Genomic DNA, 15787 nt, shown 5'->3' on the forward strand with positions numbered 1-15787 from the left:
ATGTTCGACACGGTTCTGGTTGCCAATCGCGGCGAGATCGCCTGCCGAGTGATCCGCACGTTGCGGGCCATGGGGATCCGCTCGGTCGCGGTGTTCAGCGATGCCGATACGAACGCCCGGCATGTCAAGAAAGCCGACGTCGCTGTCCGCATCGGGCCTGCGCCCGCGCGGCAGAGCTATCTGTCGATCGATGCCCTGCTCGAGGCGGTCCAACGCACCGGGGCGCAGGCCGTCCACCCTGGTTACGGGTTCCTTTCGGAGAACGCGCTATTCGCCGAGGCTCTCCGCTCGATGGGGGTGGTGTTCATCGGCCCGCCGGTCGCCGCGATCCAGACGATGGGCGACAAGATCTCGGCGAAGGCCGCGGTGTCGGCGTTCGGCGTACCCGTCGTCCCCGGCATCTCCCGACCGGGCCTGACTGACGCCGACCTGATCGCAGGAGCCCGCGACGTCGGATTCCCGGTGCTGGTCAAGCCGTCGGCAGGCGGCGGCGGCAAGGGCATGCGAATCGTGCGCGACTCCGCCGAACTGCCTGCGGCACTTGCCAGTGCGCGCCGTGAGGCGGCATCGGCGTTCGGCGACGACACGCTGTTCCTCGAGCGGCTCGTCCTCAATCCCCGCCACATCGAGGTGCAGGTGCTCGCCGACGACCATGGAACGGTCGTACACCTCGGCGAACGTGAATGCAGTTTGCAGCGCCGTCATCAGAAAGTCATCGAGGAGGCCCCGTCGCCGCTTCTCGACACCGAGACCCGGGACCGCATCGGCGCTGCCGCGTGCGACACCGCACGCAGCGTGGACTACAAGGGGGCGGGCACCGTCGAGTTCATCGTCTCCGCGGACCGGCCCGACGAGTTCTTCTTCATGGAGATGAACACCCGCCTGCAAGTGGAACATCCGGTCACCGAGATGATCACCGGTCTCGACCTGGTCGAGTTGCAGGTCCGCGTCGCTGCGGGGGAGTCATTGCCGATCTCCCAGCAGGACATTCGCCTCGGCGGACACGCCGTCGAGGCGCGCGTGTACGCCGAGGACCCCGCGCGGGGATTCCTGCCTACGGGCGGCATGGTGCTCAATATCTCGCACCCGGACGGACCCGGTGTGCGGGTCGATTCCGGGTTGGACAGGGGCATCGTCATCGGGACCGACTACGATCCGATGCTGGCCAAGGTGATCGCCCACGCAGCGAATCGTGAAGGTGCACTACGGAAACTCGATGCGGCTCTGACCGACTTCGCCGTGCTCGGCGTGACGACCAACGTCGAGTTCCTGCGGTTCCTGCTCGCCGACCCCGACGTGCAATCCGGCCGGCTCGATACCGGATTGCTGGATCGACGCACCCCCGACTTCGCGCCGAGACCGGCCGGCGACGACGAGCTGATCGCCGCGGCGGCTTACCGCTGGCTCAAGTCATTTCCGAGGTCTTCTCCCGGATCGCCGGCCAGCGCCTGGGAGGTGCCATCGGGATGGCGTATCGCCGGACGCGCCCCTATCCCCATCCGGCTGCGCTCCGGCGAACGCACCGACCACGTTTTCCTGACCGGAGTTCCGGACGAAGCGACGGCGGCAATCGAGGAAGGCGTCCCGCGAACGCTGAGCGCATCGCTGGACCGCGACCTGCTCACCGTCGTCGTCGACGGCCTGCGTACCTGCTACCTGGTTGAGGAAGCGGACGGGCGGATCTGGCTCACGGGAGACGGCCGCGTCCTGATGGTCGAGGAGCTCAGGGAAGCCCCGGTACGCCCCGACGAGGAACATGGCGGTGACGCCGAGCTCACCAGCCCGATGCCGGGTTCAATTGTGGCGGTGGGTGTTTCGGATGGCTCGCCGGTGCAGACCGGGACCGTCGTGGTCACCGTGGAAGCGATGAAGATGGAGCATGCGCTCATTGCGCCGGTCGGCGGCGTCGTCGAACTCCTTGTCGCCGTCGGCGACCAAGTCAAGGTGGGCCAGCCACTGGCCAGAATCGCCACACCGTAGAGAAGACAGAGGATCCAGTCATGACAGACGCCGCTTTCGCAGCCACCGGCCTGCTGCCCGACCACTACGAACAACTCGTCAAGACGGTGCGCGACTTCACGCAGTCCATCGTCGCTCCGGTGGCGGCCAAACACGATGCGGAACACAGCTTTCCGTACGAAGTCGTGTCCGTTATGGCCGATATGGGGCTGTTCGGCCTGCCGTTTCCCGAGGAGTACGGAGGGATGGGCGGCGACTACTTCGCGCTGTGCCTGGCCTTGGAGGAACTCGGCAAGGTCGATCAGAGCGTGGCGATCACCCTGGAGGCGGGGGTGTCGCTGGGCGCCATGCCGGTATACCGGTTCGGCAATGAGGCCCAGAAGCAGGAGTGGCTGCCGCAGTTGACCAGTGGACGCGCGTTGGCGGCGTTCGGGCTGACCGAGGCGGGCGGCGGCAGCGACGCCGGGGCGACCAGGACCACGGCGAAGCTGGACGGATCGACGTGGGTCATCAATGGCAGCAAGCAGTTCATCACCAACTCGGGCACCGACATCACCCGGCTGGTCACGGTCACCGCCGTCACCGGCGACAATGACGGCAGGAAAGAGATCTCGACGATCCTGGTTCCCGTGCCCACCGACGGATTCACCGCCCAACCCGCCTACAACAAGGTCGGCTGGAACGCCTCGGACACCCATCCGCTGAGCTTCGACGACGTGCGGGTGCCGCAGGAAAACCTGCTCGGCGAGCGTGGGCGCGGTTATGCGAACTTCCTGCGCATCCTCGACGAGGGCCGCATCGCGATTGCCGCCCTGTCAGTGGGCGCGGCGCAGGGCTGCGTCGACGAAAGCGTGCGCTACGCCAAGGAACGTCGGGCATTCGGCAGGCCCATCGGCGCCAACCAGGCCGTCGCTTTCAAGATCGCCCGGATGGAGGCGCGCGCGCATGTCGCGCGCACCGCGTACTACGACGCCGCGGCACTCATGCTGGCGGGCAAACCCTTCAAGAAGCAGGCCGCCATCGCCAAGCTGGTCGCCAGCGAGGCGGCCATGGACAACGCTCGCGACGCAACCCAGATCTTCGGCGGCTACGGCTTCATGAACGAGTACGCCGTCGCGAGGCACTACCGCGACAGCAAGATCCTCGAAATCGGTGAGGGCACAACCGAAGTGCAGTTGATGCTGATCGCCCGCGAGGCTGGGCTGTGAGCGGAGCGAACGATGAACCTGTGAGCGGAGCGGAAGGGTCCGACTCCCTGGGCCGCCGCGTCGAGCAGCGCGGCCTGTGGTTCGAGGAGTTCGAGCCGGGAACGACGTATCTGCACCGGCCGGGACGGACCGTTACCGAAGCCGACAACGTCCTGTTCACCACGCTGACGATGAATACCCAGGCGCTGCATCTGGACGCCGCGTTCTCCGATGCGTTGCCGCCGTTCCACCGTCGCCTGGTCAACTCGATGTTCACGCTGTCCACTTTGGTGGGTCTTTCGGTCGCCCAGCTCACCCAGGGGACGATCGTCGCCAACCTCGGGTTCAGCGAAATCGCCTTTCCGGGACCGCTTTTCCATGGCGACACGCTCTATGCCGAAACGTTGGTCACCGACAAGCGGCCGTCGAAGAGCCGGCCCGGCGAAGGTGTCGTGACGCTGGCCCATACCGGACGCAATCAGGACGGTGATGTGGTGGCAACGGCGGTCCGCAGGACAATGGTGCGGATGCGGCCCGCAAGCCCGGGACGGAATTGATGGCGCTCGCAGCGGCCGGGCCCGCATGGCTGTTCTGCCCGGCTGATCGGCCAGAGCGGTTCGCCAAGGCGGCCGCACACGCCGACGTGGTGATCATCGACCTCGAGGACGGTGTGGCGGCCGCCGATCGCGCGGCCGCGCGCGATGCGTTGGTCGCCACTCCGCTCGACCCGCATCGCACCGTGGTGCGCATCAACCCGGCCTCGACCATCGATCACGAAGCCGACCTGGGGGCGCTAACGCGCACCGGCTACACGACGGTGATGCTGCCGAAGACCGAATCCGCGCGTCAGGTAAGTGCGCTGGCGCCCCTGGACGTGGTCGCGCTTATCGAAACCCCACTTGGCGCCCTTTCGGTTGCCGACGCGGCCGGCGCCGACAACGCCGTCGCCGTCATGTGGGGTGCGGAGGACCTGTTCGCCGTGCTCGGCGGCACCGCCAACCGGCACCCGGACGGGACCTACCGTGACGTCGCCCGCCACGTCCGGTCGCAGACCCTGCTCGCCGCCAAGGCCCACGGGCGGATGGCCCTCGACTCGGTGTATCTCGACATTCGCGACGTCGACGGTCTGCGCAGCGAGGCCGACGACGCGGTCGCGGTCGGTTTCGATGCCAAGGTCGCCATCCATCCGAGTCAGCTGCCGGTCATCCGCGCTGCCTACGCTCCGACACCCGAGCAGGTGTCCTGGGCGCGACACGTGCTGGCCGTTGCCGGATCGGAACGGGGAGTCTTCCAGTTCGAAGGCATAATGGTGGATGCACCAGTGTTACGGCGAGCCGAACGGATAGTCCAACTCGCGCCACACACCGACCGTTAGCTGGCAAACCCGCACAACGGGTCCCGCTGACTCGCTCGCGCATTGGGGCAGACCTAAGGGTCTCACGGCGAAACATGCCATCACGTGACCTAAAGGAGGCCGCATGGCTGTCCCATATCCGCGGACGGTCAACCTGGAGCCGGTGCAGCTTGTCCAGTCGGACGGCACACCCGGTCCAGAAGACCGGTTCAGCCGCGATCTGCCGCCCGAGACCCTGGGCTGGCTCTACGAAATGATGGTCGTCACGCGCGACCTGGATACCGAGTTCATCAACCTGCAGCGGCAGGGTGAGCTCGCGCTGTACGCGTCCTGCCGCGGCCAGGAAGCCGCCCAGATCGGCGCGGCGGCGTGCCTGCGCAAGACCGACTGGCTGTTTCCTCAGTACCGGGAAATCGGCGCGTTTCTGCTGCGTGGCATCACACCCGGGCAGATAGGCGCGGTGTGGCGGGGCAGCTGGCACGGCGGTCTGGAGTTCACCCACCGGTGCTGCGCACCGATCGCCATCCCGATCGGAACGCACGGTTTGCATGCCGTCGGTGCGGCGATGGCGGCGCAGCGCCTCGGCGAGGACTCCGTCACCGTGGCCTTCCTCGGCGACGGCGCGACCAGCGAAGGTGACGCGCACGAGGCGATGAACCTGGCGTCGGTCTTCAATGCGCCCTGCGTGTTCTTCATCCAGAACAACCAGTGGGCCATTTCGGTGCCGGTGGCGCATCAGATGGCCGGCCCGTCCATCGCGCACCGTGCCGTCGGCTACGGCATGCCCGGCATCCGGGTGGACGGCAACGACGTGCTGGCCTGCTACTCGGTGGTGTCGGAAGCCGCCGAGCGGGCGCGGGAAGGCGGTGGGCCGACGCTCATCGAGGCCGTGACCTATCGGCTCGGTCCGCACACGACATCGGACGATCCCACCCGGTACCGCAGCCAGGACGAACTGGAGCAGTGGTTGGCGCTGGATCCGATCCCGCGCTATCGCACCTACCTGCAGGGCATCGGGGTGTGGACGGATCGGCTGGAGGAGCGGGTGGCGGCCAAGTCTCTTCGATTGCGCACCGAGTTGCGGGACGCGGTGGTGGACGCACCGGACTTCGACGTCGCGGAGGTGTTCGACACCGTCTACCACGACATCACGCCGGACCTGGCGGCGCAGCGCGCGCAGTTGCAGGCCGAGCTGGCGAAGGAGGCCTGAAATGACACCGCGCACGCGAGGAGCGAAATGACACCGCGCACGCGAGGAGCGAAATGACACCGCGCACGCGAGGAGCGAAATGACACCGCGCACGCGAGGAGCGAAATGACCCAACTCATCGAGCGGCCACCCACACACGGTGACGATGTCCCCGAACCCAGCCTGCCGCTGAGGACCGTTCCGCGGGTTTCCGATCTGACCATGGCCAAGGCGATCAACCGTGCGCTGCACGATGCGATGGCCGCCGACGAGCGGGTCCTGGTGTTCGGTGAGGACGTCGCTACGCTCGGAGGCGTATTCCGGGTGACCGAGGGACTGTCCGAAACCTTCGGCGCCCAGCGGTGTTTCGACACTCCGCTGGCCGAGTCGGCGATCGTCGGTATCGCGATCGGCATGGCGATCCGCGGATTGGTGCCGGTGCCGGAGATCCAGTTCGACGGGTTCGCCGCCCCCGCGTTCGACCAGATGGTCAGCCACTTGGCGAAGTACCGGATGCGGACCCGTGGTGAGGTGGATATGCCGGTCACCCTCCGCATCCCCTCCTTCGGGGGAATCGGTGCGGTGGAACATCATTCGGAATCCACCGAAAGCTACTGGTTGCACACCGCGGGTCTCAAGGTGGTCGTGCCGTCGACGCCGTCGGACGGGTACTGGCTGTTGCGGCACGCAATCGCCAGCCCCGATCCCGTCATCTTCCTGGAGCCCAAGCGGCGGTACTGGGCGCGCGAGGCCGTCGACACCGCGGTGCCCGGATTGCCGATCGGCCGCGCGCTGGTGCGGCGCACCGGCACACACGTCTCGGTGCTGACCTACGGTTCGCTGGTCGCCACCGCGTTGAGCGCCGCCGAGTTGGCCGCCGATCGCTACGGCTGGGAGCTCGAGGTCATCGATCTACGCTCGCTGAATCCGCTGGACTTCGACACCGTTGCCGATTCGGTCCGCAGGACCGGCCGCGCCGTCGTGATGCACGAGGGCGCGCGCACGCTGGGATTCGGCGCGGAGCTGGCGGCGCGGATCCAGGAGGAGTTGTTCTACGACCTGGAGGCGCCGGTGTTGCGCGCCACCGGTTTTGATACTCCCTACCCGCCGGCCCGCCTGGAGAAGCTGTGGTTGCCCGGTCCGGATCGGCTGCTGGATTGCGTCGAGCGGGCGATGGAGCAGCCGTGAAAGAGTTCCTGGTTCCCGACCTCGGCGAAGGGCTCGAGGACGCGACGATCGTCAGCTGGAATGTCGCCCCAGGTGACGCGGTCGAGTTGAATCAGACGCTGTGCGTGGTGGAGACGAACAAGGCGCAGGTCGAGATACCCAGCCCGTACGCCGGCCGGATCGTCGATCTCGGCGGGGCGGAGGGTGAGACCCTCGGTGTCGGCTCGTTGCTGGTCCGGATCGCGGTCGATGGCGAGGTTGGCGAGGCGCCCGCGGTCGCCGAGATGCCCCCGCCGAGTGAGGTGCCCGCTCGGGAAACGGTGACGCGGAAGCCGGTGCTGGTCGGCTACGGCGCCGACGACGCGATGGACAGCAGCAGGCGATCGGCCGGCCCCACGGCGCGGGCCCGGGCTAAACCGCCCGTGCGGAAGCTGGCCGCGGAGCGCAACGTCGACCTGGCCGGGCTGTCGCCGGGATCCGGACCCGATGGCATCGTCACCCGCGACGACGTCCTCGCCGCGGGCTCGGGCTCTGCCACGGACATGATCCCGGTCCGCGGTGTGCAGGCCGCGATGGCGAATCGGATGTCGCTGTCGCGCAGGGAGATTCCCGACGCGCACGCTACGGTTCAGGTGGACGGCGGCGCATTGGTCCGGCTGCGCGACACGATGCGGCGGGCCGCCGGGGAGGATCCGCCGATCACGACGTTCGTGCTGACGCTGCGGTTGCTCGTGATCGCGCTGCGCCACCATCCGTTGCTCAACGCCACCTGGGTGACCACTGTCGGCGGGCCGCGCATCCACCGGCATTCCGCCGTTCATCTCGGGTTCGGTGTGGCCGCACCGCGCGGTCTGCTGGTGCCCGTCGTCAAGGATGCCCAGGACAAATCCACCCGCGAGCTGGCGGGTGTGGTGTCCAGGCTGATCGACGGAGCCCGTGCCGGGACGCTGGGTCCCGACGACCTGTCCGGGTCGACGTTCACGGTGTCGAATTTCGGGGCGTTGGGCCTCGATGACGGGGTGCCGGTGATCAACTATCCAGAGGCGGCGATTCTGGGGATGGGTGCGCTGCGTCCCCGCCCAGTCGCGATCGATGACGCGGTGGTGGTGCGACCGACGATGTCGTTGACGTGTGCGTTCGACCATCGCATCGCCGACGGCGCGCAGGTTGCGGCCTTCCTTTGTGAGCTGCGGGGGCTTGTCGAATCGCCGGAGCTGGCATTGCTCGACCTGTAGCCCAGCCCGCCTCCGTAGCAACGGGCTGATCGTCCGCATCTCCGGCCAGAACCGCTGCCGCCTCACCGGCGACGGACTGCGGTTCGCGATCTTCTACACCAAAGTCCACGACCGGCTGCTAGGCCGTTGCTGGCCACCGATCAACCACCAGCTCCACCACCGATGCGAAAAGCATTACACATCATAGACGTTCACATCACTGAACCATCGGCGACGCCCGACTGCTGCCAAAGGCAGCCTGAAAACTCAAGACGACTGTCGAAGTTCTAGCGACTGTCGTCACGCCTCGCCGCGGCGAGGTCCATCCGCGCGCCGACCCAGCGGATCATCCGCACGGAATCACCCACAGACCGTCCGGACCTGGTTACTCTGTTTGCTCGGCCCGGACGACCGTTATCGTGGCTGGGTCCCGCAGGCTGTCACGGGAACGCGTTACGGGCCTGGTTGATGAGGTTCGGGATGAACGAGCCGCCGCTCCCCCAGTTCTTTCCCGAGTCTTGCGCACTCTGAACGGCGACCGTGTGCGGAGTGCCGTTCCACCACGCAAAGAAGGCGCCACCCGACTGGCCGGTCGCGACGTCGCCCCAGTGATAGAGAGACTGGTTGGCGTCCGGCTGGTTGTTGTCGCCGTCGAACGAGATGCTGCCTTGCCAGGTCGGGCGGTGTCCGCCGAAGTCCGACGGATAGCCGACGTGTGTCCACCAGGCCTGTCCATCCCAACTGTCGACGTAGGACTTCGAACCGAGCCAGCCGGCGCGGTCGCCGATCCGCCAGTCGAGTACGACGACGACGTAATCGTGGCGCAGTTCGTTCGTATCTAGCGGTGGCGTGACCTTGACGTAGCTGTAGATCCGGATCGCCCTGGCGGTGCCGAACGGGCCGGGCAATCGGTCGAAGTATCCGGGCACGAAGTCGAGCCATCCCGCCGAACCATCCGCGTTCCACGCCACGACGTGCGAGCACGTCAACAGGTGCCGGGGACCGACCAGGCAGCCGGAGCCGGAGCCCCGGCTGGTCGTTACCCGGCCGTGGCATCCCCAGGGATAGGCGGTGTCCCACAGCACTCGCCGATTCTCGGGCGGAAACACCGTAGTGGGCTGCGGCGTCTGACCGGAGGGCGCGAGCAACACGTCCGGGTAGCGAGCGGTGGCAAGCGATTCGGGTACGGACTCCGGAACTGTGCGGACCGGCAGGTGTGCTGGGGCACTAGCGTCTGTGGTCAGCCGTGGCAGCGCGGCGACCCTGCGCGCGATCGCAGCCTCGAGTTCGGCGAGCTGGTCGGAGGTCAACTCGGTCTCGTCACCGCCGACCGCGTCTAGCAGCCGAGCTTCCTCTTCGGCGACCACCGCCGCATCCGGGGGATCCAGCACTTCGACAAGCACCGGCGGCGGCACAACCCGTTGACCGATTCTGCTCGGCCGATAGGTGATTCGTAGCTCGGACGAAGCCGCCATGTTCTCCGACCCGTCAGATTCGACCGTCCGAGCGGTCACCGCGGACCGTTCGACGTCGGCGTCTTCACTCGGGATGTCGAGCACGGTTTCGACCGTGAGGCCGGCATACTCGACCGCTTCCCGGTCGGGTGGATCGGCCGCCAGCTGCGCGGGACTGCTCGGCGGATCGGTGAAACGTACACTTCGACTGGACATGTCGGCCTCCTGGTGTCGAGTTGGTTCGGACGTTCGCCGTTGATGGCGGCCGACCTAGCAATCGAGAATGCGCTGCCGAGGAAGACTGGTCACGAGTACTGGACTACCCCAAGTGATCGTCGTCGACGACGTTGCGAGCGTCCTCACACGGTCGACGGACGGACGCGGGTTGCCTTCGTCCCGCACCGCGGGCCAAAGGAGACGAAGGAGCTTGCATTTGCAAGGGGCGAGGGATCTCCCTCTGTCAGAGATCCCGCTCCCGGTGGACCTGCTCGGCGAAAGGCGGATCAGCGGAGCCGATGTCGGCTATTGGGTGCTGCCCCGTTCTGCGTTGTGGTGTTCCGGCACAAGCTGGTTCAGTCTGACAGGCACAACCGCCCGACCAGGCGCCCGGCGTAGGGCAGGCTTTAGAGGAATGCCTCGATCCGGACGGCTAGCCCAGAGCGTCCCTGGTGGGACGCCCGTTCCGAGTTTGAAAATGGTGCGGTGGTCGCCTTTTCGACGCCGTAGTTCTGTGGTCCTTCGAGGCCGTCGGCTAGCCGGGCGTTGGGGATCGCGCCGTCGGCGGTGTGCGGCCGCCCACGGCGCGGCACGGCATGCCGCCGAGTCCGACGCGGGCATACCCGCCCGCAAGCGGGCCGCGGATTCGCCTGCGAGGTCGCTCTTGCCCGCCACGATTCGCCGTCGCGTGGGTATGGGGCATCTCGTGGACCAGCGCCTTGGCTAATCCCAGATGGCGACTCCCGCCTGGACCCGCATGCAGTGATCGGTCGTGCGGCCAAGGCCGAGAAGGAGCGTTGTGTCAGCGTGCGCCTCGCACCCGACACCATGACCTACGTCACCGCGCTGCTGCCCGTCACGCAGGGCGTCTCGGTGTACGCGGCGCTCAAACGTCAGGCCGACACTCTCGTCGAGCGGGTCACCGGCAGACCCGCCGAGGTCCCCGAACCCATCGGCGTCAACCTGGTGATCTCGGATCAGGCGCTGCTCGGCGTCGATGACGACGCTGCTGTGATCGCCGGATACGGGCCCATTCCGGCCGCAGTGGCGCGGGACATGGTGCTCGACGCCGCCGTTGACAAGCGGTCAAAGGCGACGCTGCGCAGGCTCTACGCCACCCCGTCCTCGGGCGCATTGGTGGCGATGGAGTCCCGGTCGCGGTGTTTTCCGCGCGGCCTCGCGGACTTTATCGCGGCGCGGGACCAGCGCTGTCGAACTCCGTACTGCGACGCGCCGATACGGCATCGCGACCACGTGACGCCGCGGTGCCGCGGCGGCAGACCTGCGCGGAGAACGGGCAGGGCAGCTGCGAGCACTGCAACTACGCCAAGGAGGCCCCTGGCTGGAAGGTAGTCGTCGTGAGCAGCCAAAACGGCAGGCATACAACCGTATTCACCACACCGACCGGTGCCAGCTACCGCTCCACCGCCCCGCCGCTCCCGGGAACGCCCGTAATCCACATGGCTGAGGTCGAAGCGAGGATCAGGCTCGAACTCATGCGGATGCACGCGGCATAATTGTCGGGCGGAAGCTACCCGAGCGTCTTCTCGAGTTCAGCGATCTCGGCCGGTGAGCGGGGGACGATCGGGTTGCCCGCGGGGGCGCCGAGCTGTTCGGAGATCGCGGCACCGGTGTTGAGCATCTCGGTCAGCACGACCGGCAGCCGGTCGGGGGAGAGGCGCCCTCGCGGGGCCGAAATGTGCACGGCCGCATTGACGGTCCCGGTCGCGTCGAATATCGGTGTCGCAAGGGCGAGGATGCCTTCCACGCTCTCGCCATCGCTGATGCTGTAGCCGCGGTCGCGGATCTTCTCGAGTTCGCGGGCGAGATCCTCGCGGTTGGTCAGCGTGAACGGAGTCAACTGGTCGAGGCTCGTGGCACCGAGCACCCTGGCTTCGAGGTCGGGGTTGAACGCGGCGAACAGCTTGCCGATGCTGCTGCCGTGCAGGGGGCGTGAGCCGCCGAGCTTCATCACCACCGACAGGTTTTGCCCGGCCTCATAGCGGTCGGCGTAGGTGACGGTATTGCCGCTGCGCAGCGCCAGGTAGATGTTCTCGTTGAGCGATTCGCACAGTTCGAGCAGGAACGGCCTGGCGACCTGACGCAGGTCGACAGAGTCGATGATCGACAGCGCCATCACCAGCGATCTGGGGCCCAGCACATAGGTCTTAGTGTCGTTCTGCCGTACCGCGTCGAGTTCCACCAGTGCGCTGACCAGGTCATGGGCACTGCTCATCGGCATCCCCAGCTGCTCGCACATCGGCTTGAGTGCGCTGCCCTCCTGGTTGCGCGCGAGGAACTCCAGGATCTTGAGCGCTCGATCCAACCGTGCGGGGTTCATCCGAGCATCGTTTCACGAAAATGCGGAGGCCACTTCGTGAACCTGGCAAAGGGGGTTGACTTGTGCGGAGCGTTTCCGGCGGGGCCGGCCGCATGGGCCGTCACCGGCCATGTGCTCCCGTCACCGCGCCAACGCGCGGTCCAGCACGGAGTCGAGCTGGCCCGCCACATCGACATCGCGGGTCGCTTCGAAAAACGCTGAGGCGACAACTGATTCGTGCCGCTGGGCCGACCACACCACTCCGACCTGCGGGCTGCGCGGCTGGGGGTTCAACCGGAGCACGCGCATGCCTGTCGGGACTCCGAATGCGTACAGCCACGGATGGGCGATGATACTGCTGAAGCGATGCGTCGCCACGTGCGCGAAAAGCGCTCCTACGGTGCCTGTTTCGATCACCGGACGCATCTGTACACCGGCCCTGGCCATGGTGGCGTCCAGGATCCGGCGGCTTTGCATCTCCTGGCCCAGCGCGCACAGCGGTTTGGCCGCGGCTTCGTCCCAGCCGACGTCGTCACGTTCTGCCAGTTCACTTTCCGCGGGTGTGAGTAGCAGGTACGTCTCGGCGTACAGCGGCAACTTGTGGACTTCGGGCTCGTCGTCTTCGGCAAGGTAGGTCAATGCGACGTCCAGGTCGAATTCGGCGAGTCTGCGGTCGATATCGCGTGACGAGCACATGTCCAGTCGGACACTGGCCAGCGGGTGGTGGTCGCAGAACGGTCCGGTGAGAAGGGGAGCGACGGGCACGGCGGTCGGAATCGCGCCGATCCGCAGCGTGGCCGTCAGCCCTTCGCGCATCCGTGCCAGATCCACGAGCAGCGCGTCGCGTTCGGCGAGGATCCGGTGCGCCCACGCAACCACCTGCTCGCCCTCAGGGGTGAAACCGGTGAACCGCTGTTTGCGCTGCACGATGGTCACCCCGAGCTCGGTCTCGAGCTTTCGGATCGCCGCGGACAGGGCGGGCTGGGACGCGTGGCAGGTGGCTGCGGCCCGGCCGAAGTGACGTTCGCGCGCCAGCGCCGCCAGGTACTGCAGTTGACGGATCTGGATGTCGCCCGGCACGACGCCAGGCTACCGCCAGGAGTGATCCATGACGCAAATCACGGCATCGAAGAGTGCGATCCGATTTGCCTTGCCCGACCTTGCAGCGGCTCAACAGGATGGGGTGGAACATATTTCGACCCCGATATGAGGAGGACAACATGGCGAAGGTGCTCTGCGTACTTTACGACGATCCGGTAGGCGGCATGCCCGAAACGTATGCGCGCGACGGCCTGCCGAAGCTGTCGGGGTACCCGGGCGGCCATACGCTGCCGAGCCCGAAGGGCATCGACTTCACCCCGGGTGAGCTGCTCGGCAGCGTCAGCGGCGAGCTGGGCCTGCGTCCCTACCTCGAGCGGCTGGGCCATGAGCTGGTGGTCACTTCGGACAAGGAGGGACCCGACTCGGAGTTCGACCGCCACCTGGCCGATTCGGACATCGTGATCTCGCAGCCGTTCTGGCCCGCCTATCTCACTGCGGAGCGCATCGCCAACGCGCCCAACCTGAAGCTCATCGTCACCGCCGGAATCGGTTCGGACCATTCCGATCTCGATGCCGCGATCGAACGTGGCATCACGGTGGCCGAGGTGACCTACTGCAATAGCATCAGCGTCGCCGAGCACGTGGTGATGATGATCATTTCGCTCGTGCGCAACTACCTGCCGTCGCATCAGTGGGTGCTCGACGGCGGCTGGAACATCGCCGACTGTGTGTCGCGGTCCTACGACCTGGAAGGGATGGACGTCGGCACCATCGCGGCCGGTCGCATCGGGCTGGCGGTGCTGCGCAGGTTGGCGCCGTTCGACGTCCGGCTGCACTACACCGACCGGCACCGGCTGCCGGCCGAGGTGGAGAAGGAACTCAATCTCACCTACTACCCGACGGCGCAGGAGATGGTGCCGAACTGCGATGTGGTGACCATCAATGCGCCGCTGCACCCCGAAACGCGGGGGCTGTTCAACGACGAGCTCATCAGCACCCTGCGTAGGGGCACTTACCTGATCAACACCGCGCGGGCGCTCATCGTCGACCAGGACGCGATTGTGCGGGCCCTGAAGTCGGGTCAGCTGGCGGGCTACGCGGGCGACGTCTGGTACCCGCAGCCGGCGCCCGCCGACCACCCCTGGCGGACCATGCCGCATCACGGCATGACCCCGCACATCTCGGGTTCGTCGCTGTCGGCGCAGGCCCGCTACGCCGCGGGCACCCGCGAGATCCTCGAGTGCTTCTTCGAGGACAGGCCCATCCGTGACGAGTACCTGATCGTCGACGGCGGCAAGCTGGCTGGGGTGGGTGCGCACTCCTACAGCACCGCCAAGTAGCCGACCCGCCCGAATCCCAAGCGTTAGCTGCGTCCCGTTGCGGAAGACCGGTCAGTTTCGCCACTGACCGGCCTTCTGCCACTGAGAGGCACTGACGACTGCGGCTCAAGCGCAGTCGGCGCAGATCAGCGCCGCGCCGTCGCGGCGTTCCAGATGACTGCGGTTATGCGCCAGAAAGCAAGTCGTGCAGGTGAATTCGTCGGCTTGCGTGGGTATCACGCGGACGGAGAATTCTTCGGCGGTGAGGTCTTCGTCGGGAAGAACGAAGTCCGCACTGTTGTCGTCGGTGTCCGCGGCCGGCTGCGCGGCGTCGGATCGCAGCTTCCCGAGTGCGGCGAGCGGCTCGTCCGGTAGGTAGCCGCCCGCGTCCATCGGGAACGGCGTGCTCGGCCGACCGGGGACCGAGTCGTGGTGATTGTGCGTCGCACCCTGACACACTGGGTGCCAGACGCACACGGAAGGGCCGGCCCATGACCCAAACCCCGGCCACGACACGAACAGCTTTCCCCGGCATCAGCTCCAGGGCCTGGGAACACCCGGCGGACCGCACCGCGCTCACCGCGCTGCGTCGGCTCAAAGGCTTCGATCAGATCCTCAAGGTGCTGTCATCGATGCTGCGTGAACGGCAGCACCGGTTGCTGTACCTGGCGAGTGCCGCCCGGGTCGGGCCGCGTCAGTTCGCCGACCTCGACGCGCTGCTCGACGAATGTGCGTTCGTGCTGGACGCATCGATCAGACCGGAGCTGTTCGTCCAGCAATCGCCGGTGGCCAACGCCTACACGATCGGGATGGACACACCGTTCATCGTGATCACGTCGGGCCTCTACGACCTGATGGACCACGACGAGATGCGCTGCGTCATCGGCCACGAACTCGGCCACGCATTGAGCGGGCACGCGGTCTACCGCACCATGCTCATGCACCTGCTCCGGCTGGCGAAAACCTTCGGGTTCATCCCGCTGGGCGGTTGGGCGCTGCGGGCTATCGTCGCCGGGTTGATGGAATGGCAACGCAAGTCCGAGCTCTCCGGGGACCGCGCCGGCCTCTTGTGCGCGCAGGACTTCGATGCGGCGATCCGCGTCGAGATGAAGCTGGCCGGCGGCAACCGCGTCGACAAACTCGACACGCAGGCGTTCCTCGCGCAGGCCGCGGAGTACGACCGCACCGGCGACATGCGCGACGGGCTGCTCAAGCTGCTCAACCCAAATGGGGTCGACGCGGGCGGGTAGGGCGCAATCATGGCCGGTGACTATCCGCGGCGGGCCGACGATGGTGCCGTCGGGTTCACCGCGGATATCGGCGAAGCCGCCCGTCATTACAAGGAAGGCTTCGATCACTCGGATGAC

12 protein-coding genes and 2 pseudogenes are annotated in these 15787 nt (G+C 66.9%); 10 read left to right on the forward strand and 4 right to left on the reverse strand.

The genetic code is table 11. The features are described from left to right. From ADBZ6K_RS25230 to ADBZ6K_RS25260, 7 genes are all read left to right on the forward strand, one after another. On the forward strand, positions 1-1980 hold the full coding sequence (locus ADBZ6K_RS25230; protein WP_526351873.1) for an acetyl/propionyl/methylcrotonyl-CoA carboxylase subunit alpha: 1980 nt from the start codon (positions 1-3) through the stop codon (positions 1978-1980). Positions 1981-2000: 20 nt separating this feature from the next. Continuing rightward, positions 2001-3167, forward strand: coding sequence for an acyl-CoA dehydrogenase family protein (locus ADBZ6K_RS25235; RefSeq protein ID WP_526351875.1), 1167 nt, complete (start codon positions 2001-2003; stop codon positions 3165-3167). Between the two features lie 20 nt (positions 3168-3187). Then, positions 3188-3703 carry a MaoC family dehydratase gene (locus ADBZ6K_RS25240; RefSeq protein WP_526351877.1) on the forward strand — a complete coding sequence of 172 codons (516 nt, stop codon included), beginning with the start codon at positions 3188-3190 and terminating at the stop codon, positions 3701-3703. Next, complete coding sequence (locus ADBZ6K_RS25245; RefSeq protein ID WP_526351879.1) at positions 3703-4521, forward strand: HpcH/HpaI aldolase/citrate lyase family protein; 819 nt, start codon at positions 3703-3705, stop codon at positions 4519-4521. Before ADBZ6K_RS25240 ends, ADBZ6K_RS25245 begins: the two co-directional genes overlap by 1 nt. Positions 4522-4624: 103 nt before the next feature. Continuing rightward, complete coding sequence (pdhA, locus tag ADBZ6K_RS25250; protein WP_526351881.1) at positions 4625-5710, forward strand: pyruvate dehydrogenase (acetyl-transferring) E1 component subunit alpha; 1086 nt, start codon at positions 4625-4627, stop codon at positions 5708-5710. Between the two features lie 105 nt (positions 5711-5815). Next, complete coding sequence (locus tag ADBZ6K_RS25255; RefSeq protein WP_526351883.1) at positions 5816-6877, forward strand: alpha-ketoacid dehydrogenase subunit beta; 1062 nt, start codon at positions 5816-5818, stop codon at positions 6875-6877. Further along, positions 6874-8091: a 2-oxo acid dehydrogenase subunit E2 gene (locus ADBZ6K_RS25260; protein ID WP_526351885.1), complete on the forward strand. Its 1218-nt coding sequence runs from the start codon at positions 6874-6876 to the stop codon at positions 8089-8091. The genes ADBZ6K_RS25255 and ADBZ6K_RS25260 overlap by 4 nt, the downstream gene beginning before the upstream one ends. A gap of 419 nt (positions 8092-8510) precedes the next feature. On the opposite strand, the gene ADBZ6K_RS25265 is transcribed toward ADBZ6K_RS25260, so the two are convergent. After that, on the reverse strand, positions 8511-9740 hold the full coding sequence (locus ADBZ6K_RS25265) for a trypsin-like serine peptidase (RefSeq protein WP_526351887.1): 1230 nt from the start codon (positions 9738-9740) through the stop codon (positions 8511-8513). A gap of 478 nt (positions 9741-10218) precedes the next feature. On the opposite strand from ADBZ6K_RS25265, the pseudogene ADBZ6K_RS25270 reads away from it, so the two are divergent. Continuing rightward, positions 10219-11257: pseudogene (locus tag ADBZ6K_RS25270) on the forward strand (HNH endonuclease signature motif containing protein). A gap of 14 nt (positions 11258-11271) precedes the next feature. On the opposite strand, the gene ADBZ6K_RS25275 reads toward ADBZ6K_RS25270, so the two are convergent. After that, positions 11272-12081 carry an IclR family transcriptional regulator gene (locus tag ADBZ6K_RS25275; protein ID WP_526351889.1) on the reverse strand — a complete coding sequence of 270 codons (810 nt, stop codon included), beginning with the start codon at positions 12079-12081 and terminating at the stop codon, positions 11272-11274. Between the two features lie 120 nt (positions 12082-12201). Then, on the reverse strand, positions 12202-13140 hold the full coding sequence (locus ADBZ6K_RS25280) for a LysR family transcriptional regulator (RefSeq protein WP_526351891.1): 939 nt from the start codon (positions 13138-13140) through the stop codon (positions 12202-12204). A gap of 140 nt (positions 13141-13280) precedes the next feature. On the opposite strand from ADBZ6K_RS25280, the gene ADBZ6K_RS25285 reads away from it, so the two are divergent. Next, complete coding sequence (locus ADBZ6K_RS25285; protein ID WP_526351893.1) at positions 13281-14441, forward strand: NAD-dependent formate dehydrogenase; 1161 nt, start codon at positions 13281-13283, stop codon at positions 14439-14441. A gap of 105 nt (positions 14442-14546) precedes the next feature. Here the strand turns inward: ADBZ6K_RS25285 and ADBZ6K_RS25290 are convergent, their stop codons facing one another. Next, a complete protein-coding gene (locus ADBZ6K_RS25290; RefSeq protein ID WP_526351895.1) occupies positions 14547-14813 on the reverse strand; it encodes a DUF4193 family protein in 267 nt (88 codons plus the stop codon). A gap of 98 nt (positions 14814-14911) precedes the next feature. On the opposite strand from ADBZ6K_RS25290, the pseudogene ADBZ6K_RS25295 reads away from it, so the two are divergent. After that, positions 14912-15787, forward strand: a pseudogene (locus ADBZ6K_RS25295) (M48 family metallopeptidase); the annotation flags it as partial.

Source organism: Mycobacterium sp., assembly GCF_044223235.1.
Classification (GTDB): domain Bacteria; phylum Actinomycetota; class Actinomycetes; order Mycobacteriales; family Mycobacteriaceae; genus Mycobacterium.

Coding starts and splice junctions, on each gene's coding strand:
- ADBZ6K_RS25230 (WP_526351873.1), top strand. CDS start 1: ATGTTCGACACGGTTCTGGTTGCCAATCGCGGCGAGATCGCCTGCCGA.
- ADBZ6K_RS25235 (WP_526351875.1), top strand. CDS start 2,001: ATGACAGACGCCGCTTTCGCAGCCACCGGCCTGCTGCCCGACCACTAC.
- ADBZ6K_RS25245 (WP_526351879.1), top strand. CDS start 3,703: ATGGCGCTCGCAGCGGCCGGGCCCGCATGGCTGTTCTGCCCGGCTGAT.
- pdhA (WP_526351881.1), top strand. CDS start 4,625: ATGGCTGTCCCATATCCGCGGACGGTCAACCTGGAGCCGGTGCAGCTT.
- ADBZ6K_RS25255 (WP_526351883.1), top strand. CDS start 5,816: ATGACCCAACTCATCGAGCGGCCACCCACACACGGTGACGATGTCCCC.
- ADBZ6K_RS25265 (WP_526351887.1), bottom strand. CDS start 9,740: ATGTCCAGTCGAAGTGTACGTTTCACCGATCCGCCGAGCAGTCCCGCG.
- ADBZ6K_RS25275 (WP_526351889.1), bottom strand. CDS start 12,081: ATGAACCCCGCACGGTTGGATCGAGCGCTCAAGATCCTGGAGTTCCTC.
- ADBZ6K_RS25285 (WP_526351893.1), top strand. CDS start 13,281: ATGGCGAAGGTGCTCTGCGTACTTTACGACGATCCGGTAGGCGGCATG.
- ADBZ6K_RS25290 (WP_526351895.1), bottom strand. CDS start 14,813: ATGGACGCGGGCGGCTACCTACCGGACGAGCCGCTCGCCGCACTCGGG.